Source organism: Macrococcoides bohemicum (assembly GCF_016865215.1).
Lineage (GTDB): Bacteria > Bacillota > Bacilli > Staphylococcales > Staphylococcaceae > Macrococcoides > Macrococcoides bohemicum.
In genome coordinates this window covers 1,170,839-1,193,947 of the sequence record NZ_CP054482.1, presented here as the reverse complement: position 1 = coordinate 1,193,947, position 23,109 = coordinate 1,170,839, and the positions used below count along the sequence as shown (strand labels likewise).

General features: G+C 33.8%; 23 protein-coding genes and 1 riboswitch. Of the genes, 3 read left to right on the top strand and 20 right to left on the bottom strand.

Annotated features, from left to right (window positions below; genetic code table 11):
- Positions 1-9: 9 nt before the first annotated feature.
- The 7 genes from HT586_RS06115 to miaB form a co-directional block, all read right to left on the bottom strand.
- Positions 10-828, bottom strand: coding sequence for an MIP/aquaporin family protein (locus HT586_RS06115; protein ID WP_203545401.1), 819 nt, complete (start codon positions 826-828; stop codon positions 10-12).
- Between the two features lie 133 nt (positions 829-961).
- A complete protein-coding gene (locus HT586_RS06110) occupies positions 962-1,504 on the bottom strand; it encodes a glycerol-3-phosphate responsive antiterminator (RefSeq protein WP_203545400.1) in 543 nt (180 codons plus the stop codon).
- Positions 1,504-3,459: a DNA mismatch repair endonuclease MutL gene (mutL, locus tag HT586_RS06105; protein WP_203545399.1), complete on the bottom strand. Its 1,956-nt coding sequence runs from the start codon at positions 3,457-3,459 to the stop codon at positions 1,504-1,506. The genes HT586_RS06110 and mutL overlap by 1 nt, the downstream gene beginning before the upstream one ends.
- Positions 3,460-3,467: 8 nt before the next feature.
- Positions 3,468-6,062 (bottom strand): DNA mismatch repair protein MutS, encoded by a 2,595-nt coding sequence (gene mutS / locus HT586_RS06100; RefSeq protein WP_203545398.1) that lies wholly within the window; start codon positions 6,060-6,062, stop codon positions 3,468-3,470.
- Between the two features lie 2 nt (positions 6,063-6,064).
- A complete protein-coding gene (thiW, locus tag HT586_RS06095) occupies positions 6,065-6,559 on the bottom strand; it encodes an energy coupling factor transporter S component ThiW (RefSeq protein ID WP_111746142.1) in 495 nt (164 codons plus the stop codon).
- 64 nt (positions 6,560-6,623) lie between these two features.
- Entirely contained in the window at positions 6,624-7,049 is a 426-nt protein-coding gene (locus HT586_RS06090; protein WP_203545397.1) for a YlbF/YmcA family competence regulator, read from the bottom strand.
- Positions 7,049-8,581, bottom strand: coding sequence for a tRNA (N6-isopentenyl adenosine(37)-C2)-methylthiotransferase MiaB (gene miaB / locus HT586_RS06085; RefSeq protein ID WP_203545396.1), 1,533 nt, complete (start codon positions 8,579-8,581; stop codon positions 7,049-7,051). Before miaB ends, HT586_RS06090 begins: the two co-directional genes overlap by 1 nt.
- A 152-nt stretch (positions 8,582-8,733) precedes the next feature.
- Between miaB and HT586_RS06080 the strand changes: the two genes are divergently transcribed.
- Entirely contained in the window at positions 8,734-8,940 is a 207-nt protein-coding gene (locus HT586_RS06080; protein WP_096076646.1) for a zinc ribbon domain-containing protein, read from the top strand.
- Between the two features lie 75 nt (positions 8,941-9,015).
- On the opposite strand, the gene HT586_RS06075 is transcribed toward HT586_RS06080, so the two are convergent.
- The 6 genes from HT586_RS06075 to HT586_RS06050 form a co-directional block, all read right to left on the bottom strand.
- Positions 9,016-9,675 (bottom strand): hypothetical protein, encoded by a 660-nt coding sequence (locus tag HT586_RS06075; RefSeq protein ID WP_203545395.1) that lies wholly within the window; start codon positions 9,673-9,675, stop codon positions 9,016-9,018.
- Position 9,676: 1 nt separating this feature from the next.
- Complete coding sequence (locus HT586_RS06070; RefSeq protein ID WP_203545394.1) at positions 9,677-10,327, bottom strand: hypothetical protein; 651 nt, start codon at positions 10,325-10,327, stop codon at positions 9,677-9,679.
- Positions 10,328-10,378: 51 nt separating this feature from the next.
- Positions 10,379-11,278: an ABC transporter ATP-binding protein gene (locus tag HT586_RS06065; protein WP_203545393.1), complete on the bottom strand. Its 900-nt coding sequence runs from the start codon at positions 11,276-11,278 to the stop codon at positions 10,379-10,381.
- 2 nt (positions 11,279-11,280) lie between these two features.
- Positions 11,281-11,652, bottom strand: coding sequence for a GntR family transcriptional regulator (locus HT586_RS06060; protein ID WP_232508232.1), 372 nt, complete (start codon positions 11,650-11,652; stop codon positions 11,281-11,283).
- Between the two features lie 188 nt (positions 11,653-11,840).
- Positions 11,841-13,691 carry an ABC transporter ATP-binding protein gene (locus HT586_RS06055; protein WP_203545392.1) on the bottom strand — a complete coding sequence of 617 codons (1,851 nt, stop codon included), beginning with the start codon at positions 13,689-13,691 and terminating at the stop codon, positions 11,841-11,843.
- Positions 13,684-15,399, bottom strand: a complete 1,716-nt coding sequence (locus HT586_RS06050; protein ID WP_203546508.1) for an ABC transporter ATP-binding protein — start codon at positions 15,397-15,399, stop codon at positions 13,684-13,686. The genes HT586_RS06055 and HT586_RS06050 overlap by 8 nt, the downstream gene beginning before the upstream one ends.
- A 133-nt stretch (positions 15,400-15,532) precedes the next feature.
- Here HT586_RS06050 and HT586_RS06045 point away from each other — a divergent pair, with 133 nt between their 5' ends.
- Both HT586_RS06045 and HT586_RS06040 read left to right on the top strand, forming a co-directional pair.
- Positions 15,533-16,174, top strand: a complete 642-nt coding sequence (locus tag HT586_RS06045; RefSeq protein ID WP_096076652.1) for a VTT domain-containing protein — start codon at positions 15,533-15,535, stop codon at positions 16,172-16,174.
- 12 nt (positions 16,175-16,186) lie between these two features.
- Positions 16,187-16,729, top strand: coding sequence for a hypothetical protein (locus HT586_RS06040; protein ID WP_203546507.1), 543 nt, complete (start codon positions 16,187-16,189; stop codon positions 16,727-16,729).
- 79 nt (positions 16,730-16,808) lie between these two features.
- Here the strand turns inward: HT586_RS06040 and HT586_RS06035 are convergent, their stop codons facing one another.
- From HT586_RS06035 to HT586_RS06005, 7 genes are all read right to left on the bottom strand, one after another.
- Positions 16,809-17,516, bottom strand: coding sequence for an ABC transporter ATP-binding protein (locus tag HT586_RS06035; protein WP_096076654.1), 708 nt, complete (start codon positions 17,514-17,516; stop codon positions 16,809-16,811).
- Positions 17,509-18,249, bottom strand: a complete 741-nt coding sequence (locus tag HT586_RS06030) for an ABC transporter permease (RefSeq protein WP_111746128.1) — start codon at positions 18,247-18,249, stop codon at positions 17,509-17,511. Before HT586_RS06030 ends, HT586_RS06035 begins: the two co-directional genes overlap by 8 nt.
- Positions 18,246-18,533 (bottom strand): thiamine-binding protein, encoded by a 288-nt coding sequence (locus tag HT586_RS06025; protein WP_096076656.1) that lies wholly within the window; start codon positions 18,531-18,533, stop codon positions 18,246-18,248. Before HT586_RS06025 ends, HT586_RS06030 begins: the two co-directional genes overlap by 4 nt.
- Positions 18,533-19,555 carry an ABC transporter substrate-binding protein gene (locus HT586_RS06020; RefSeq protein ID WP_203546506.1) on the bottom strand — a complete coding sequence of 341 codons (1,023 nt, stop codon included), beginning with the start codon at positions 19,553-19,555 and terminating at the stop codon, positions 18,533-18,535. The genes HT586_RS06025 and HT586_RS06020 overlap by 1 nt, the downstream gene beginning before the upstream one ends.
- A 44-nt stretch (positions 19,556-19,599) precedes the next feature.
- Positions 19,600-19,700: riboswitch (TPP riboswitch) on the bottom strand.
- A 188-nt stretch (positions 19,701-19,888) separates the two neighbouring features.
- Complete coding sequence (locus tag HT586_RS06015) at positions 19,889-20,752, bottom strand: 2-oxoacid:ferredoxin oxidoreductase subunit beta (RefSeq protein ID WP_096076658.1); 864 nt, start codon at positions 20,750-20,752, stop codon at positions 19,889-19,891.
- Positions 20,753-22,486: a 2-oxoacid:acceptor oxidoreductase subunit alpha gene (locus HT586_RS06010; protein WP_133354084.1), complete on the bottom strand. Its 1,734-nt coding sequence runs from the start codon at positions 22,484-22,486 to the stop codon at positions 20,753-20,755.
- Between the two features lie 106 nt (positions 22,487-22,592).
- Positions 22,593-23,108, bottom strand: a complete 516-nt coding sequence (locus tag HT586_RS06005; RefSeq protein ID WP_203546505.1) for a hypothetical protein — start codon at positions 23,106-23,108, stop codon at positions 22,593-22,595.
- Position 23,109 lies beyond the last annotated feature (1 nt).

Here is a 23,109-nt window from a genome sequence, read left to right as displayed (position 1 = left end):
CCTTTTGTTTTATATTAAGTCTGTTTTTTCATTTTTTAATAATGCTTTATTCAAGAATACACCAAGCACTAATGTAGCGACAATTAATGCGATTGATAAACCAAATAACATATATTGATCTTCTTTGAATAAAACATGGAATAATGTAGCGCCGAAGACACCACCTACCATCGGACCTACCATTGGAACCACTGCATATTTCCAGTTGGAAGACCCTTTACCTGGTATCGGCAGAATCGTATGAGCGATACGCGGACCCCAGTCACGTGCCGGATTAATTGCATACCCAGTTGTTCCACCTAAACTTACTCCAATGGCTATAATCAATAGCCCTACTACTAGAGGGTTTAAACCTTCAGAGAATTTATTTCCTCCAATGAATAATAGTGCCATAACCAATATAGAAGTTCCTATGATTTCCGATACAAAGTTAGAAACATAGTTAGGATAAGCTGGTCCAGTAGCAAATACACCAAGTTTAGTACCTGCATCTTCTTCTTCTTTAAAATGCGGCATAAACTGGAACCATACTAATGTCGCTCCAAGTACACCTCCAACCATCTGCCCCGCAAAATATGGAAGGACTTGATTCCACGGAAGGCTCCCATCAACTGCCATTCCTATTGTAACTGCTGGATTTAAATGCGCACCAGTAATTGATCCAACTGCATACACACCCATAACAACAGCAAGACCCCAACCTACTGCGATAACAATCCAGTCACTGCCTTTTGCGTACGTCCCCTTTAAATTAACGTTCGCATTTACACCACAACCAAATAAAATTAAGATTGCAGTACCAATTAATTCTCCCACAAAAGCGTTCATAGACCCACTCCTCTTTGTTTAGTTAAGTTAAAAAAAGACAAAGAGACCCTTAATACTTTATATTAGAGGTCTCTTCTACTCGTCCCAATTATTAACTTAACATAATCATATCTAATTATGAAAACGGTGTCAATTATTTTAATTCACAATGTTTCCAAAGTTCCTTATTGCTAGTCGTCACATATGTTGCACCTGCAGATAATGCCTTCTCTACTTCCACTGGATGTTCAATAAGGCCCCCGGCTATAATTTTTTTGCCGGTTACATTGTGAATATTTTCTATCGCTTTATAAAGCAGACCAGGCAGAACTTCAACATAATCAGGATCAGCACTTTGTATGAGTTCATAACTTTTTTTCAGTGCATTTGAGTCTATAATAAACGTTCTGAGAATCGTTTTAACATCAAGCTGGTTCGCTCTTTTTATAATTTTGGGTTTTGTGGATACAATCCTTTCAACTTTATACTTCTGTATAATATACTCTGCGGCATATTCGTCAGTTGACATACCCTTAATCAAATCAATATGAATAAATGCTGACTTTTGATGTTGATTTAGAAATTGAATATAGTGACTGACATGACCAATATGCACATCTAATAAGACACAGGTGGAATACTGAGTCGTCACAAATTTTTCAAGATCTTTCATAGAACGGATTGCCGGTAAAATCATTACATCACCCTCTTAAATAGTTTCTCAAGTTCATACGTTGTAAACTGAATGATAATCGGACGTCCATGTGGACATGTAAAAGGTTCATTCGTTTGTGCGAGCTCATTTATTAATCGCATCATATCTTCATGCTTTAAATAATGGTTTGCCTTTATTGATTTCTTGCAGCTCATCATAACTGCAGTCTCTTCTCTGAATTTATTTAAATCCACATACTGATGTTCAAATAAATATTCAATAAGATCTTCAATCGTTGATTTAGCGTCATCAGGAAACCATACAGGCACTTCATTGACGACATAATCTCGACCACCGAAGTGTTCAAGTGTTACACCTATTTCTGATAATTTTTCCTGAAGCATAGAAAACTTCATTGCTTCATCTTGTGTTAACTGTATATTAACCGGAAATAGTAAAGACTGTAATTCATGGCTTACTTCTCCGATTTTATTTTTAAAGTATTCATATTTAATACGTTCCTGAGCGGCATGCTGATCAATCATAAACATTCCCGTCTCATTTTGACAGACAATATAAGTGCCATGTACTTGCCCAACAACCTCTAAATACGGAAGTTTTCGGGGTTGAATTTGTATTGCTTCATTTTGAGGTAAATCTTCAGTCGTCTTTACAATCTCTGTTTCGAAGTTAAACGAGTCTCTATTCATATCTTGTTTCGTTTCTACAAGTCGATTATGTATATTGATTTTGTCAGCAGAATTGTGCTTTGTATCTCCTTCTTTTGTAGATGCCTTAACGCTATTATTACTATCTACATAATCATATTCACTATGAACAACTTCTGTTGTAACATCATATGTATTAGACTGTTCATTACTAAATAAACTTTTAAAATCAGGACTTTGATTTTCCTTTACAACTTGCTCAGAAATACGATGATCATATTCAAACTTTTGTTGTTCGAATTGTTCAAGTACTTTATTCTTGGTGGTAACTTTCGGTATTAAATTTTGTCCGAGTAGTTTCTCCTTGATTAACTGTTCAATTAATTGCATTAACTGTGGTTCTTTTGACAATCTGACTTCCTGCTTTGTTGGATGCACATTCACATCAACAAGTCCAGGATCCATCGAAATATGAATACTTACAATCGGATATCTGCCAATCGGTAATAAAGTATGATAGCCATTGATAATCGCTTTCGTGAGCATAAAGTTTTTAATATAACGACCATTGATAAATATCGACATGTAGTGTCGATTACTTCTTGTATGTTCTGGCTTAGCGACATACCCATTCACTTTATAATCGCCTGTCTCACCATTAATTTCTACAATATCTTTTGCAATCTTCATACCATATATGACAGCGATTGCTTCATTTAATTTACCATTGCCAATGGATTGAACAACTACTTTTCCATCGCTTATTAAAGTAAACTGTATTTCAGAATAACTCATTATAAATCGATTCATAATATCAGTTATTTTACCGAGTTCGGTCTGTAAACTTTTAACATATTTTAAACGAGCAGGTGTATTATAAAATAAATCTTCGACAATCAATTCAGTTCCTACACGCGCTGCATGAAGATTACGGCTGACAATTTGACTATTTTCAACTTTAATTTGATGTCCAACTTCACCATCACTACATGTATTCACTGTCACACGACTTACTGAAGCAATTGAAGCTAACGCTTCTCCTCTAAATCCTAATGTGCGAATATGGAATAAATCATGATCATCTGAAATCTTACTCGTTGCATGTCTTAAAAACATCAACTCCAGATCATCTTCATCAATACCTGAACCATTATCAGTTATTTTTATTCTTTTTAAACCTGCTTCTTCTACTGCAACAGTTATCTTTGTGGCACGAGCATCTATTGCATTCTCCACTAATTCTTTAACAACAGATTGCGGGCGTTCAATCACTTCACCTGCTGCAATTTTGTTACTCAATGAGGCATCTAATGTTTTTATAATACCCATTTATTCACCTACTTTATTTGAGACTTCAATTGTTGTAACTTGAGTAATGCTTCTATCGGTGTCATAGATTCTATCGTTAAATTCTTCAGTTCATCAATGACATTATTTTTTTCTGATTCACCAAACAGATCAAAAGATGGCTGCATTACAGTTTGTTGATCCTTGATGATTTCTTTACTGTAAACGTCGACACCTTTAATCTCATTTTGTTTTAAATCTTCTTTTCTATCATCTTTACTTACAAAATTTAAATCTTTAATGCTGTAATTTTCAAAAGTTTCTAATAGATGTCCTGCGCGACTAATGATTTCTTCCGGGAGATTTGCCAGTTTTGCAACATGTATACCATAACTGTTTTCTACAGCACCTGGCATAATTTTATGCAGAAAGATGAGTTCGCCATTATATTCTTTTGCTGCAACGTGTATATTGTTTAATCCATCAAGCGAATCATCTAAACCTACTAATTCATGATAATGCGTTGAAAAAAGCGTTTTCGCACCGATATGATTATGAACATATTCTATCATGGATTGCGCAAGTGATAACCCGTCATATGTAGACGTACCACGTCCAATTTCATCAAAGATAATCAAACTATTTTCAGTCGCATTTACTAAAGCATTTTTCGCCTCTAACATTTCCACCATAAATGTACTTTGACCACTGACTAAATCATCTGCAGCTCCGATACGTGTAAAGATTTGATCGAATATCGGTAATTCTGCACGACTAGCTGGTACAAATGACCCCATCTGCGCCATAATACTAATCAATGCTACTTGGCGCATGTATGTCGATTTACCACTCATATTTGGTCCTGTGATTAAGTAAATAAAACCATTATCATCTAACAAACAATCATTTGGTACATATTGATCACGTTCCATCACCTGCTCTACTACAGGGTGTCTCGCATCTTTAATATCGAGCACACGACGGCTTGAAATTACCGGTTCTGTATAATTATTATTCGTTGCGACTTCACTAAAATTTTGCAGGCAGTCAAGTTCAGCAATGCGTTTTGCCTGGCGTTTTAAATTAGGAATATAAGCTTTTACCTGTTCACGTAATTCGATAAATGCTTCGTATTCCAAATCTATCGCCTTTTCTTCAGCGCCCAAAATCAATGCTTCTTTTTCTTTCAGTTCCTCAGTAATAAAACGCTCTGCATTACTTAATGTTTGCTTACGATCATATCCGAAATTAGCAATATCAATATTGACGAGATTCGCTTTTGAAATTTCGATATAATATCCAAATACTTTGTTATAGCTTATTTTAAGTGATTTAACACCTGTACGTTCACGTTCTTTTGCCTGTAGTTCCGCAAGCCATGCTTTACCATTTTTCTGGGCATCACGGTATTCATCAAGCGTAACATTATAGCCATCTTTAAAGATGCCACCTTCTTTTAGCGTGACTGGTGGTTCATCGACGATACTATCTTCCAGCATTTGATATAACGGTGCTAAACTTTGAATCCCGTCAAGCCCGCTAATAATATGTTGAAAAGGTTGCAGTAATTCATTAACTCTAGGCAATTGTTCTAATGAATATTTTAACTGTATCAAATCCTTCGCATTAACATTGCCAAACTGGACTCTACCCGCTAAGCGTTCAATATCATAGACGTGCGTTAAAGCTTCTCGTAAATTATGTCTTAATATAAATTCATCATTAAATAAACGAACAACTGATAATCGCGCTTCAATTTGTTCCTTATTTACTAGTGGTCGTTCAATCCAGTCCTTTAATCTGCGATTCCCCATTGGTGTTTTGCATTGATTATAGATGGATAAAAGCGTACCTTTTTTTGTTTTTAAACGGATGCTTTCCGTAAGCTCTAAGTTGCGCTTTGCATACATATCGAGCCTCATATGACCCAGCGCTTTGTATGCAATTGGTTTATCGATATGGTTTAATGCCTTCATCTGTGTATCTTTAATATAGCTTAGTAGCAAATTAACTGCTGGTTGTAATTCAATATCTAGTTCATCGACCAGTTTAAAAGTGTCATGCGACTCATAGAAAGATACAACATTTGTCATCAGACGAATTTGCTGATCCATTGTTTGTGGTAATTCAAAATTTACTATAATCTCTTTCGGTGAAATACTGCTTAATTCATTCATCATCGTTGTTTCATCGCACTGTGTAACTTTTAATTCACCTGTTGAAACATCACTATAAGCGATAATATAATCATGTTCAATTTTATAAAGACAAGCTAAATAATTACTTTCATTCTCACTAATCATATCATCCATCACTGTTCCAGGTGTGATAATCTGAACGACTTCGCGCTTGACCATCCCTTTAGTCAGCTTAGGATCTTCCATTTGTTCAGCAATGGCTACTTTATAACCTTTTTCAATTAATCGTTCGATATAATTCTTTGCTGAATGGTGCGGTACTCCGCACATAGGAATCGCATTTTTCTTATCTCGACGTGTTAAAGTGATTTCCAGTTCTTTCGCTGCAAGTATCGCATCATCGTAAAACATCTCATAAAAATCACCAAGACGAAAGAATAGAATCGTGTCTTTATAAAGTTCTTTCATCTGTAAATATTGCGCCATCATCGGTGTTGGTTTAGACATCTTTAACCATTCCTTTTATTTATTAAATTTCTTCTATCTAATAATTTCAATAAAAAATATGCAATCATACTACCAATAAAACTATTGATTAAAAATGCATAAAAGATTGGCATAAAACTATTCAAATCAATATTCATTACAAACATCATCGGAATTGTACAGATGCTTCCGATAATACCTGTACCAATCCACTCACCAAGAGAGGCAAATCCAATTTTTCTAAACTTATTGTACATGATACCCGCTATTAACACTCCTATCATACTGCCTGGAAATGCAAAAAATGAACCTGTACCAAATATATTTCTTAAAACCGAACTGATTAAAGCTTGTGCAAGTCCGTACCACGGACCCACAAAAACAGCACACAAAACATTGATAAAATGCTGCATCGGAAATGCTTTGATCGGACCAATCGGAATAGAAATAATTTGACTTAAGACAATATTCATCGCGATAAGAATACTTGTTAAAGTGAGTTTACGCGTATTATTCATATTTCCCTCCATTAATAAAATAATGCCGATTCAAATGAACCGACATTATTTACATTTTATAAAATTAACTACATTTACCAGGTGTGCTATTGGCTGTAGCTGCACCCGTTTCACCTGATAATAAATCGCCACCCGTTGAAACAATGATTTCATCCGTTACAGTTTGACTAATTGCATGAGAAACCATTTGAAGTAATGCATTTACTTCACCTTGTGCCTCTTTAAATTGATCTACAATCGGCATTTCATCAAGTTCAGCCTCAACATTTGCAATCTTCTCTTCTACCATACCTAAAGCTTTTTCTTTACCATAGTTCTGGAAGTTAACCGCTTGTTTTTGTAAAGATTTTAATGAAGCCATTTTTTCACGTACATTTTGATTTTCATGAATTTGAGATTCTGCGCGTTTAAAAAATTCAACCGCTTCTGTTTCTGCCATCATCTTACCTAATTCTTTTGCTTTTGCTAATATATCATCATTTGTATACATTAATTTTCCACCCCAACTGGTTCTAAAATTTCTACTAATTCTCCGTTTAATGAATAACGCATCGTTTCAGTAATTCTAACTTTAACTAACTTACCAATCGCTTCGCTTGGTCCAGGGAAGTTCACTAACTTACTTTTATCCGTGTAGCCAGCAAGAATAGCTTCATTCTTCTTCGAAGGTCCTTCACATAAGACAATAACTTCCTGATCCTGATATTGCTTTAATGCACTTTCAGTATGATGTTCAACTACTTTATTTAAGCGTCTTAAACGATCTTTCTTATCTTCAGTTGACACGTTGTCTTTCATTTTTGCAGCTGGCGTACCTTCACGTGGTGAATAAAGGTAAGTGTATGCATGTTCAAAACCGACGCGTTCATATAAGTCTATCGTATCTAAAAACTGTTCTTCAGTCTCATTTGGATAACCGACAATAATATCAGTTGTTAATGCAACATCAGGAATGGCAGTTTTAATTTTATCAACTAACGCTAAATAACTTTCACGCGTATATTTACGACCCATAATTTTCAGCACTTCATTATTACCACTTTGAACTGGTAGATGGATGTGTGGGACAATATTGCCACCTTGTGCTAATACTTCAATTAAACGATCATCAAAGTCCCACGGATGACTCGTCATAAACCTTACACGCGGAATATCAATCTTCTGGATATCAGCCATTAAATCACCTAAACCGTAATTTAATCCTTCAATATCTTTTCCATACGCATTAACATTCTGACCAAGTAAACAAATCTCTTTATAACCACGACGTGCTAAATCTCTTACTTCAGCAATAATCTCTTCTGGAAGACGGCTACGCTCTTTACCTCGTGTGAATGGTACGATACAGTACGTACAGAATTTATCACAACCGTACATAATATTAACCCAGGCTTTCGTCTCACCCATACGGACCTTTGGAAGGTTCTCAATAACATCCCCTTCTTTAGACCAAACTTCAACGACCATTGCTTTAGACATGTATGCTTCATCTAAAATGGCTGGTAAGCGGTGAATATTATGCGTACCGAAGATCATATCTACATTTTGATAAGATTTCATTATTTTATTGACAACTGATTCTTCCTGAGACATACATCCACAAACACCAATTAATACTTCAGGCTTGGCAAGTTTAATATGTTTTAAATTACCGATTTCACCAAATACTTTGTTCTCGGCATTTTCACGAATCGCACAAGTGTTCAATAAAATAACATCTGCTTCATTCACATCGTTTGTAGCTGTATATTCTAACGCTTCAAATATACCTGCCATTACTTCTGTATCATGTTCATTCATTTGACAACCATAAGTGCGGATAAAGAATTTTCGACCACGTCCTAATCCTTTATATTTATCATCAATTGTAAATGCATGATGCTCGACAGTTTCTTTACCACGTTTTTTTGCATCTTTCAAACTTGGCGGCTGGTAAACTTTTTCGAAATATTTACTGTAATCTTTCTCTGGTGCGTTCTTACCACGCACTTGAGAAGCATCTAATCTGCTTTCTTCATTCATTTCATAATAACCCCATTTTCAACTTAATCATTCATATAGTATAACTTTTTAAAGTCGCTTTTTCAAAGTATTTTTACTTTACAGTTATTATTTTAAAAATGGAAATATATAGCATATAATAAGAAGTATCATAAATTAAAGGAGTGAGTAGTTTGGAAAGAGCTGATGGGTGCGTAAAATGCGGAACGAAAGAAACTACAGTTAAGAATGTGTCGATGGCAGGTTCTGGTTTATCAAAAATATTTGACATTGAACATAATAACTTTGTTGCTATCTCATGTAACAATTGTGGTTATACAGAGTTCTATAAAGATAGAGGTAACAGTACTGCAAATATTATTGATCTTTTCTTCAGTTAAAAAAGAAATTCTAGCTTTTTTTAGTACAATCATTCATTTTTGTCACTAGAAAAGACACTTCTTGATTGAAGTGTCTTAACGTTTTCTAACGATAAATAATGAAGTGATGCAAATAATAATTCCGATAGCAGTTACGATATATGGCATTTGATATAAATAAAAGTGCCAGTACTTATTATCACTCAGATTTAGATGCATATTGAAATCATTCATTACTAATAAGTAATGGAAGCCGAATGCGAATATTAGAAATGCACCACCGATACTCGCAAGTATTACATAAGATAGTGAATTTTTGATTCCAAATATTAGCATGAGTCCATTCATGATAAGACTTATACCGAACATCATCAAAATACCGTGAAATTTAAAGAAATCATCATTAATCGCATAATATAAACAGGCAAAAATGAATAACAATATATGAGGCACAATCACCAGTATAAAATTTGAAAATTGTATATCCTTTATAGAAACTGGTAAAGTATCGTACCATGCTGTTAACTTATATTTTCTCAAATTATCATATTTCTGTGTAAGTATATAAAATACACAGGCAATAAGAAATATAAATACTGTATCAGAAATATTAAAAGTTAAAGTATTTTGATCTAATTTAGCAAATGAATCGTTACGTACAATAATCTTTAGAACTAAAGTTAATGCAGATAAACCAAGCATAATTAAAGGGAAATATCTTAATAACTTTAAATCAGTTAATAATGTCTTTTTCATATTAATCACTCCAAAGCATGTGTTTTGAGCGAGCGTATTTTCTTAAATATCTATTTATCCAGAGAACGAATAAAGTTAATAGCGCTAAAATAACAAAAGGTAACCATGTAAAGTAAAATACATCTTCATTAATCATTCCTCTATCATATAAATTTTGAATAGGCATATAACCGACTAGAAAAAATATCAATGTACCCATGTTCAAGATAAACATAAGTTTTTCATTAAATCTTGTATTTAAATATTTTTGGGTAATGATTAATATAGATGAGAATATTGAGATACTAATCATGTATAACAATGGAATCATCATAAAAATTCGATCAGTTCCCACAAGAAAAAATGACCATAAAATATATGCCCCAAGATTTGAAAGAATTACGATAAATATATCTCTTCGAATCCAATCATCAATATGCTTTGGTAGTACATATAAAAATTCAGCTAATTTGTACTTGCTTATTACAAGTTGAAATCCACTATAGTAGGTTATCCAATATACAAAGGTTATCGTTAATGCAAATTGAGCAAAACCGTCACTAGGAACAAAAAAATTCAGTATGATCAAACTTATTGTTATGACTGTAGATGCTAAAATAAATCTATTATGAAATGGAAGTAAACTATTCAAAAATTTTAATTCTTTATACATATATAATCTCCTTTCTCACATTCTACTATGGAATAAATCCATTTATAACGATTAATAAGCAGTGATAACTTCAATTGATTGATCATGATGCACGCGCTCCCTTTTTTTAAAGTACATAAGCTCGTCGATATTTACTTTTCGAATTGATACTTCACTACCAAATAATTCTTCCATTGCCTGAGCTTCTTTTGTTAATGCTGTAAAGCTATCTTCAAAATATTCTGTTCCGATCAACAACCATTTGATCTCATCGTCTAATAGATATGCTGGTCCTCTTACAATTTTATATTCTTCTAAAATCACACCTTTTTCATCCATCATTAGTAACTTGCCTTTTTCAATATATGCAATATAATCCGCAATCGATTCCAGATCAGATGTGATATGTGTAGAAAATAATATCGTCCTTTCTTCATCCAGCATTAAATCCTGAAATATCTTTAATAATTCTACTCTAAACGTTGGATCAAGATTTGATGTGGGTTCATCTAATATAAGCAACTTAGCATGATGACTGAGCGCAGTTGCTAAACTCAGTTTCACCTTCATCCCCTGTGATAAATGTTTAATCTTTGTTTTAACAGGTACTTCGAAGCGGTCTAAATAGCTATAGTATGCGTTGCTGTCCCATTGCTCAAAATACATCTTCATGATCGATTCCAGTTTCTTTGCATTCATCCACTCAGGAAAGTGATTTTCACTGAATACAATACCTATTTCTGAAAGAATCCCTGCTCTATCTTCATAATAAGTTTGATCAAATATCCTTATTTCTCCACTATCTGGTGTAGTAAGATTTAATAGTTGATAGATAAGCGTCGTTTTACCTGCACCGTTTTCACCGATAAGACCTGTAATGTATCCTTTTGGTATATGAAGACTTGGTATATCTAGTACAAATTTATTCTGTTTAAACTTTAAATTAGAAATTTCGATTACATGCTTTGTCATCTTTATTCCTCCCATAAGTCTTTCGTTAAATCTATAAAATCTGTTTTATCTATGTTTAGTTGCTTTGCAAGTTGTATCGCACCAACGATCATCTTTTCTAGTTCTTTATTGGATTGTTCTTCGATCATTGCGATATTTCCTTCTGAGACAAATGTTCCCTTACCAGGTATTGTATATAGATAGCCTAAATCTTCTAAATCTTTGTACGCTCTCTTCGTGGTAATAACACTAATTCCCAGCATCTTTGCAAGTGCGCGCATCGACATTAAAGGTTCTCCTTCTTTTAATTCCTTTGACATAATAAGCCGAATAATTTCAGATTTTAATTGTTCATAAATTGGTAATTCACTTTTTGGATCAAAATGAATGTTCAATATGTCACCTTCTTTATTGTTATACTGTATATATACAATATACACAGTATATACGATTCTGTAAAGTGATTTAAAGTGTAAATTTAAATTAATTTTATTATTTTCATAATATATATTTCATAACTATTTTTATATAGAAAAAGAACCGATAAACAATGGTTTATCGGCTCTAAATTTCACATTTTATTTTATTCCAACAATTCAAGGTCATCACCTGAATTCAACATGTCATAGTACACACCTCGTGAAGCGATTAAATCACTTTGTTTACCTGCTTCTATGACTTCCCCTTGATTTAATACGACAATCTTATCTGCTTTTTTCACTGTATTTAATCGGTGCGCAATGATAATACTTGTTCTTCCGTGCATAAGTTTTTCAATTGCTTCTTGTAACTTCATCTCAGTTACAGTATCAATATTACTTGTTGCTTCATCGAGCAAAAGTATTTTAGGATTTAATACGAGTGCACGCGATATATTGATAAGTTGTTTCTCACCTTGTGATAGATGTGTAGATTCAAAAGTAATTTCTGTATCAAATCCATGTTCAAGTCTCATAATAAAGTCATATGCATTGGCATCTTTAGCAGCCTGAATCATCACTTCATCACTAATGTCCTGATTTTTATATTTAATATTTTCTCTTATCGTCCCATCAAATATAAATGGATCCTGTAATACATATGCCATCTGGTTACGAAGGGTTGCCTTTGGTATATCTTTAATATCGATGTCATCAATCTTTATAGTTCCACCTTGTATTTCATAAAATCTGGCAAGCAGTTGAATAATCGTCGTTTTTCCTGCACCAGTTGCTCCGACAAGCGCTAAAGATTCACCAGTTTTCACTTCAAATGATACATTGTTAATTGTTGGTTTCGTCTGTTCTTCATTATATTTGAATACTACATTTTCTAGTTTTATATCGCCTTTTATTTCAAGGTTACGATTAGCATTATCTACATCTATTTCTTCTTCAGTATCGATAATTTCAAATACACGTTCAGCACCACTTAATGCACTTAACACTGTATTAAACTGGTTTGCTAAATCATTTAATGGTCGCGTGAATTGACGTGCATATTCTGCAAATATAACGATCGTTCCAACTGTTATACCGTATCCTTTTAACGCTAATATACCACCGATACCGGCAACAATTGCAAATGAGATATTATTAAATAAGTTCATCACTTTCGGAATGAAACCAGAATACGTCACAGACCAGAAACTATTATCACGTACGTTTCTATTCTTTTCACTAAATCCACTAATGACTTCTTGTTCCTGTGAGAATACTTTTACGACAACTTGTCCTGAAATAATTTCTTCAATATAACCATTCATTGCCCCAATTGCTTTTTGTCTGCGTTTATAGAGCGGTCCAGTTCGTCTTGTAATCCACTGCATCGCAATAAACATAAGCGGTATAATAATCATCGTCAGTAATGTAAGTAATGGTGACAACATAAGCATCACGATAATTGTTCCAACGATTGTGACAACAGATGATGTAAACTGTATAAATGATGAATTTAATACTTGTGATATTGTATCAATATCATTTGTCATACGGCTCATCAGTTCACCATGTTGTCGTTTATCGAAGAAAGGTATCGGTAACTTCTGCATATGTGAAAATAATTGCATTCTTAGTTTATATACAGTATCCTGCGCGATTGTTACCATGATAATGGCTGCAATATATGATGTTACAGATAATAATATAAATATGATAAGTAGCATCCACAAATCTTGTGTCAGACCATCAAACTTTTTTGGAATGATTTTATTATCAATAATCTTACCAATCATATATGGTCCAAGCAATCCTAATAAGGATGAAATAATCACACACGTAATTACGATAAATAGTTTAAAATGTGCATCATCCATCAACTGCCATATTTTCTTCATTGAATATTGCCAGTTCTTTGCATTCGGTATTGTGTTCCCTCGTTGATCAGTTTTTTGCTTTTTCTTTTTTAAATCTTCTTTCTTTAATATAAATTCATGTCCCAGAATTGATTTAGGCACCTACCTCACCTCTTTCCTGAGAATCATTAATTTGTTGATACAGCTCCGATGTCTTCAGTAAAGTTGCATGGTCTCCGAAGCCAACTACTTTACCTTGATCAAGTAGCAAAATATGATCAGCTGTTTTTGCGGTCTCAATTTTTTGACTTACGATTATACGAGTCATCGGTAGTTGCTGTAAAGTATTAAATAATTTTGATTCTGTGTGTATATCTAAAGCAGAAGTCGAATCATCAAGTATTAAAATATTCGGCTCACGAATAATTGCACGAGCTATTGCGATACGTTGTTTTTGGCCACCAGATAAATTAACACCTTCCTGACCGACACCTGTTTTATACTGCCGATCAAAATCCATGATATTATCGTGAATTTGTGCAATTTCAGTAGCTCTCATCACTTCACTTTCACTAGCCAGTTGATTGCCAAATATAATATTGTCGAATACGGTACCTGTAAACAATGTATTCTTCTGAGGAACATAGCCAATCATTTCTCTTAAATAGCTTTCCTGATATTCTTTAATATCTTTACCATCAATTAGTATCTGACCTTTTGTTGGTTCATACATTCTAGGGATTAAACTTAACATTGCAGATTTACCAGACCCTGTCGCCCCCATAACGACAAATTTTTCACCGGCATTCACTTTAAAATTAATATTCTCCAGCACATTTCGATGTGATAAAGGATATTTAAAGTCTACATCTATAAACTCAACACTTGCTCCACCTGCATGAGGCTGAATATTAGTTTCTGAAAGATCTTCATCGACAGGTGTTTCAAGGACTTCAGTCATACGATCACTACTTGCTTTTGCACGTGAGAAAGCAATGATAATGAAAGCAAACATTGAAAATCCGCCTTGCATACGCAATGCATAATTGATTACAGCGACTAGTGCACCAACATTTAGCACATTTTGAGTAACATCTTTTGCACCCATATAAATCACTATTAAAAGTGCAATATTCATAACTATTAATAAAAACGGTAAAATTCGTTCCATCAATTTAAGTGCTTTAACCGTGTCATTCTTTAGTAATGTTGAAGTTCTTTCAAATTTTGAAGTTTCATATGCACCACTTAAATTTGCACGAATCATCCTTACTGATGATAGATTCTGTTGAATGGTACGATTGACACCATCCAGCTCTTTTTGAACACGTCTAAAGAGTTTCATGCCACTTCTTGCTGATATGTATAAAAAGATAAAGATAATCGGACTTCCTATAAGTAAGTAAATCGCTAAATGCGGTGCAATCATAAAACTCATAACAATACTACCAATCACTAGTAATGGTGCGCGCAACATAATTCTTAAACTCATAAATAGCACCATTTCACATGCGATAACATCACTTGTAAGACGAGTTATTATACTCGATGTACTAAATTTCTCAAGTGTTGCTAAAGAAAACTTTTGAATATGCTGAAACAAAGCTTCTCTTAAGTCATATGAAAACCCATGACAGACATGACTTGCCACAAATGAATTAATGATACCACAAATAAATGCTGCAATACTCATTACAACTAAAAGACCTAAATAAAAGAAAGTTTGATTCAAATCATTCTTTAATATCCCCTCATTGATAATCTGGGATAAGATAACTGGCAAACTTAACTCTACCGCCAGTTCCAGTAGCATCAGGATTAAAGCAAAGATGATATATCCTGAATATGGCTTCGTAAACTTTAATATCATATTCCCACCCTCTTTCTTATTCATATTATGCCATTAAATAAATTAATTAAAAATAAATATACTTACTCTTTTGCAAGTAAGATAGACTAGCGTATAATAGATTAGAAAAAACAAATGAATTGGAGCTAAATAAATGTCAATACTTACTCAATTAATGGATTTCATTTTACATATCGACGAACATCTCGTTAATATCGTAAAAGATTACGGCACACTTACATATGCAATATTATTTGGTATCGTATTCGTAGAAACGGGATTAGTCATCATGCCATTCTTGCCTGGTGATTCAATGTTATTTGCAGCAGGAGCATTAGCACCGCAAGGCGCATTAAATATCTGGTTTTTATTTATATTATTATCACTCGCAGCGATTATTGGTGATACCCTAAACTACCATATCGGTAAATGGGTAGGATACGGTATCGTGAATCATCCAAAAATCGGCAGATTAATCAAACAGGATCACATGTTAAAAGCAGAAAACTTCTTTAATACGTATGGCGGAAAGACGATCGTTATTGCAAGGTTTATGCCATTTATCAGAACATTTATACCATTCGTTGCCGGTGCAAGTTCTATGAAATACAGCTACTTTATTCTGTATAACATAATCGGTGCTGTTGCATGGGTAGGTATATGTTTAGCTGGTGGTTACTTCTTCGGTAATATTCCAGTTGTAAAGAATAATTTTGAAATAGTTCTTATTCTTATTATCTTAGTTTCAATCCTACCTGCAGTTATAAGCGTTATTAAGAACTTACGAAACAAATAAGGAGTTAAGTGAATGAAGCAATTACTTTTATTTTTATGCAGTTTAATCGTTATACTCGCTGCATGCGATAATAATCAAAAAGAAGAAAACAAAACTGTTAATACTACACAGAAACAAGAAAATAAATCTGTACCACCCTTTAAAAGCATGAAAGATTTTCCTTTAAATTTCAAAGTGCGCTCACTTTCACAAAAGCAAGCTGGAGATGAAACTCAGTTTATCGTAAAGTATCGATTTACAGAACAGCTGGCAAAGTATCTATCAAAAGAGAAACCATCTTTAAGCTATAGGTTAGAACTTCCGAAATCACTTTATACGGTTATCGGTACGAATACAAATGATCAGCCATTTATCACACCTACTAATAATAATGGTAAGATTAATACTGATGGTACTATTACTTTTAGTTTTAATACACAGATACACCCTGATTTAACTAAACAATATATAAGAAACGATGCAATTAAACTGCATGTATTAAACGCAAATCAACGTGAATTCTTTACCATTGCAGATCTCGGTTCAAACGCAGAACAATATCATATTAGTAAATAAATATTTAAGTAATTAAGTAAATTTTAGCGAATTACAAAAAGGAGAGACAATTGTCTCTCCTTTTTGCTTTGTTACGTTGTTATCTTAATTGATCAAACAATTTTAATTTCAATGTTTGTTTTTCCGATTCATTCTGAATTGCTTGAGTTTCATAAATTTGAGTTATCGTTGCTGGTTTACCATTAAGTACTATAATACGATCAGACATTAAAATCGCTTCTTCAATGCTATGTGTAATCATAAGTACAGTCTTACCTGTTTCTTTAATCAATCCCTTTAGCCACTGCTGCATATCCACACGTGTAATTTCATCTAATGCAGAAAATGGTTCATCGAGTAACAATACTTGATGGTTTGTATTTAATGCACGTAAGAAAGACACACGCTGTTTCATACCTCCAGATAAACTGGCTGGATATTGATCTTTAATACCAGTAAAACCCGCACGCTCTAATAATGATAAACTTTGATCTTGGTTATTTTCTTTTCCAATTTCAGTAGCAAGCTTAATATTATCTTCTACAGTACGCCATGGCATTAAAGAACTCGTTTGAGGCATAAATGAAACATGCCCGGTAGTCATCACTTTCTTATCGTTAATATAGACTTCTCCAGATGTTTGTTCTAATAGTCCACCTATAATATTAATAAGCGTTGACTTCCCAGACCCACTCGGTCCCAGAATTGCAATAATTTCATTCTGCAGTACTGTAAGATTAATACCAGCTAATACTTGCTTGTCTCCATATTGATGTGAAACATTTTGTATCGTTATTAAGTTATTCATGATTCCACCTCAATACGAAACGTTTTATCGCTTCTATTACAATATATATTATTAATGCGAATATAATGATCCAGACAATCGCAACAAAAACCTGATCTACTTGAAATGCACGTTGTGCAAGTATCATAAATTTACCTAAACCTTTGTCACTTCCAAGCCATTCAGAAATAATCGCACCCATTACTGAATACGTGCCGGCAATCTTTAAACCATTAAAGAAAAACGGCATACTGTTTGGCCATTCTAATTTTGTAAATAGTTCCATACGTGAAGCACCCATCATTTGCATATATTTCTTTAAATCTTTATCTGTCTCGTGAAATCCTTCCAGCAAACTCACTGTTATGGGAAAGAAACAGATTAAAGTAATCACGATGAGTTTCGGTAATAGTCCAAATCCAAACCATATTACAAGTAACGGTGCGATAACAATAACAGGGATATTCTGACTCATAATAAGTAACGGATAAATATAATCATTTAATACTGGTATTAAGTTAAGTATGACCGCAAATAGAACACCACAAATAATTGAACAAAATAAACCTAATAATACAAGTTGTATCGTCGGTAACAGATGTGGAAAGTATTCAGGAAAATCTACCACGAATGACTTTGCAATAGCACTTGGCGCAGGTAGTGTATAGGGATCGACTTTTAATAGCCATACAAATCCTTCCCATACAAGCAACAAGCAAATCATAAACAATGAGAATTTTAAAGCTTTAATCATCGATATTTCGCGACCAATGCATCCATCGATACTGATTCTCCATGATAGAATTTCACCTGCGAAATAATTGATTCACAGCCTAATGCACGCATACGATGGTTCATCTGTTCGATTAATGGTAACAGTTCATGCATATCACCTTCAATACTTGTCTCAAGTGGGGATACTACAAATTTAAGACCTGATTGTTCTATCACTTCTATCGCAGCATCGACATATGGTATTACATCCTGACCTTCTGGTGTTTTAGGAATAATTTGAATGCTCATTATTGTATTCGCCATTATTTACCCTCCACAAATTCATTTGTAAATGCATCTTTTGCAACAAAATCATTTTTAATAATTTTATTATCTTTTAAATACTTCGCATAATTGACCCATACTTTCTCATCCTGAATACCCCAAGATTTTGCATCATCTTGATATTTCGGTGATAAATAGCTTTGAGATTTATAGACTAAATCTTTTTGTTTCTTTAATTCCGGTGCTGATTTAATTAAAATATCTGCACTTTCTTTTTCGTGTTTAATCGCATATTCATATCCTTCTTTTACAGCTGCCATAAATGCTTTAGCTGTATTTGGATTTGATTTTAAATATTTTTCATTGGCAATAATGATCGGTGTATAATAATCTAGATTTTTATCGTAATCTGTTAAGTATTGCATGTTTACGTCAATATTTCTTGTTTCTGCTTCAATACCGGTCCATCCGTAATATACCCAAGAGAAATCAATATTTTTCTTAGAAGCTGAGAAGAAATCAGTATTCCCCATATTGACAATCTTCGTTTTGTTGACATCAGCATTTTCTTTTTTCATCAATGTTTCAATAAATGCCTTCTCAATTGGCGCACCCCAGCCACCGTATGTTTTACCTTCATAATCTTTTGGTGATTTTATATTCTTATCTTTCAAACTCATAAAACCACTTGTGTTATGTTGAATGATTGCACCGATTGATTTAATAGGTACACCTTCTGAACGTGACTGTGTAACCTGCTCCTGCGCACTAATACCAAATTGAACATCTTTCTTATTTGCAGCTATCATCTGATCAGCAGTAACATCACCAGGCGTTTTAATATCAACATCCAGACCATGTTTCTTAAAGTAGCCTTTTTCTTTTGCCACATAAATACCCGTATGGTTCGTATTTGGTGTCCAGTCTAACATCATGGTAACTTTTTCAGTTTTGTTGCTGTCCGTCTTACTTGTAGTTTTATTAGCATCTTTATTTTCTTCGTTACCACAAGCAGCTAATAATACTGCACAACTCATCCCTACTAATATACTTTTTTTCATCTTATTTTCCTCCAAATAAAAAACACAACCTACATGTAAAGTTGTGTCAAAAAGCGACACTTCCCTACGCTAGTTTTACCTAGATCAGGTGAATAAGGGTTTAGGACCAATGTCCATTCTCAGAATGACTCCCCTAGTGTTTTTAGTTATTTTATTTTCCTTTACAAGTATACCAAAGAAATACCTAGTATCAAATGTTTAAGATTTAGTTTGTACGCTACTGAACTGAAATAATTTTATGATTATTCTCCGTTAATTTTCTTGTTAGAGGTAGTTTTTTTAAAAAGATAAATAAAAGACATAGCAATCATCAGATTACTATGTCTCTTTATTTTATTTAAATTCAGCCATTAAAGCTTCAAATTTAGATGGGTCCATTTCAATTGGTTCTTTCGCCAATGATTTTGAGTAACCATTTAATTGTTCTGCATAGCTTGGCGTTTCAGTATCCTGATAAATGATTCCAGTTACTAATCCGTTATGCTCTACTACAGTGTTTAATGCTTGTATTTTGTCTTTATTGTCATAACCTTCGATATCGTTTAAAGAAACTAAGTTTTCTTTAAACCAATCGTACGTATTTACTTTATTGTAAGTCACACATGGAGAGAATACATTAACGAATGCAAATCCTTTATGGTTAATCGCCGCTTCAATAATTGCTGTTAATTCTTTAATATCACTTGAGAAACTTTGTGCTACAAATGTTGCACCTGATGTAATTGCAAGTTCTAATGGAGATACATTTTTCTCAATTGAACCATGTGGCGTTGTTTTAGTAACAAATCCATGTGCTGAACTTGGTGAAGTTTGACCTTTTGTTAAACCATAAATCTGGTTATCCATTACGACATATGTTAAGTCAATATTACGACGTATTGAGTGGATTGTATGTCCCATACCAATAGCGTATCCATCTCCATCTCCACCTGAAGCGATAACTGTAAGTTCCTGATTTGCCATTTTAACACCTTGTGCCATCGGTAATGCACGGCCATGAATTGAGTGAACACCGAATGAATTAATATAACCTGATAAACGACCAGAACATCCGATTCCTGTAATTACAGCTAATTCTTCAGGTTCTAAACCTACGTTTGCACATGCTTTTTGAATTGCTGCTTGAACTGAGAAGTCACCACATCCTGGACACCAGTTTGGTTTCACACTATTTCTAAAATCTTTAAACGTTGCCATTTAGATGCGCTCCTTTACTTCTATTACTTCATTTATTTTTGCTTCTATTTCCTTCGGTAAGAATGGTGTACCATCATATTTAGTGAAATTCGTAATCTTACCTTCATGCATCGTATTCATCTTGATAATGCTTGATAATTGTCCTGCATAGTTATGTTCAGCGACAATAACTTTCTTCGCCTTATTGATTGCAGCTTGTACTTCCTCTGTAGGAAATGGGTGTAATTGTTTAATTTGCAAGTGGTTTACCTGACCATCAATTCGTTCAATTGCTTCATCAATTGCACCATACGTTGATAGGTAGCCAATTACTAATACATCAGCTTCTGCATGATTTTCTTTATAATCAACAGGTTCTGATATTTTTAACTGTTCGATTTTACGCATACGTTTTTCCATTTGTTTCGCACGGTTTACCGGGCTTTCAGAAGGTTTACCTTCTTCCGTGTGCTCTACTCCTGTTACGTGGTGAATACCGTTTTTAATACCCGGAATCACACGAGGCGATACACCACTTTCAGTTACTTCATATCGTTTGAAGTATGATTTATCTTCACGTGGCTCAACTTCAGTAATTAAGTTCCCACGATCAATTTTAATGCGATTAAAATCTAAATTAGGCACTGTATGTTTCCCCATAGAAAGTTGTAAGTCACTTAATAAAATAACTGGGCACTGATATTGTTCTGCTAAGTTAAATGCTTCTGCTGTTAAGTAGAATGCATCTTCAGCTGTTGTCGGTGCTAATACAATTTTAGGAATATCACCATGCGTACCGTAAATCATCTGCATTAAGTCTGATTGCTCTTGTTTCGTTGGTAAACCTGTTGATGGACCACCACGCATTGTGTTAATGACTACAAATGGTTGTTCTGTCATCCCACTTAATCCGATTGCTTCCATCATTAAAGATAAACCCGGACCCGCTGAAGCAGTAAATGCTCTAACGCCGCCATAGTTTACACCGATAGCCATAACAGCCGCTGCAATTTCATCTTCAGTCTGAATAACCGTACCACCGAAATCAGGTAACTTATCAATCATGTACTCCATAATCTCACTCGCAGGCGTGATAGGATAAGCTGCCATAAAGCGTGCTCCACCAGTTATTGCACCTAATGAAATCGCGTCATTACCAATCATAAATAAATGGCCATCTTCAGTTGAAGGATTTAATGTAAACGTGTGGATATCCTCCTGTTCCATTAAATCAAAACCTGCATGTAAAGCCTGTTTGTTTAATGCACAAATCTTTTCACCCTTTTTACCGAAAATATCATCAACTAATATTTCAAAGTGTTTAAGGTCTACACCAATTAGACTTGCACTCGCACCAATTGCTACCATGTTCTTCATTAATGCTGTACCAAGTTCTTTTGCAATTTCAGTAAATGCGATTGGGAAGAACTTACCCTCATAATCTTCAGGCTTTTCCGGATCAAACTTGCTATCTGCTAAAATAATGCCTGTTTCATTCATTTCATGATAGTTGACATCAATTGTTTCCTGATCAAATGCCACTAATATATCTAAATCATCGCTGATTGAATGCACTCTAGATGTAGAGACACGAATTTTGTTATTCGTATGTCCACCTTTAATACGACTTGAGAAATGTCTATATCCATATAAATAATAACCCAAACGATTCAGCGCAGTTGAAAACATCTCTCCAGTACTTTCAATACCCTCACCTTGCTGTCCGCCGACTTTCCAAGAAATTTGAGATTTCATAAATACCCTCCTACTTTAATCACTTATTATAATATAACAAAGAACCACTTGTCTTAACATAGACAAGTGGTTCTTCAATAAAAAATCAGTCGAATGGCCGATACGATTAATCTAATTCAATTACACCAAATTTACCTTCGAATTGATACACTACATCATCCAGGATTTCTTTCAGATAAACTGCAAGTTCTGGATTAACGATAAATGCTTCATAATATACATCTTCAAAAGCAGTATCCTGTTCGAATTGTAATAGGAATGCGATTTGACTGAAAGCAATTTCAAAATCATGAATATATAATAATGTCTCATCTAATGTTTGTGAGTTGTTATCATGTGTATTATAGAAATCTACATGATATCTATCAATTTCACCTTCAAATTTTTTGTAATCTTTTAGTGGCTCAATAAAAGTTTCAGCAATGACCTTTGCCACAATTCCTGACATAACAAGTTTTCTTTGTTTAACTGTGCCCGCTGGTGTAATTTGTTTGAATGTGAGTATAATATTTTTATCAAATAACATTGCTTCAGCATAGTTATAAAAATCAAGTGCATTGTCTGTATAACTGATTTGATCTCTTTTATTTAAAAATGGTTTTTCATTTTTCTTACTAAACATT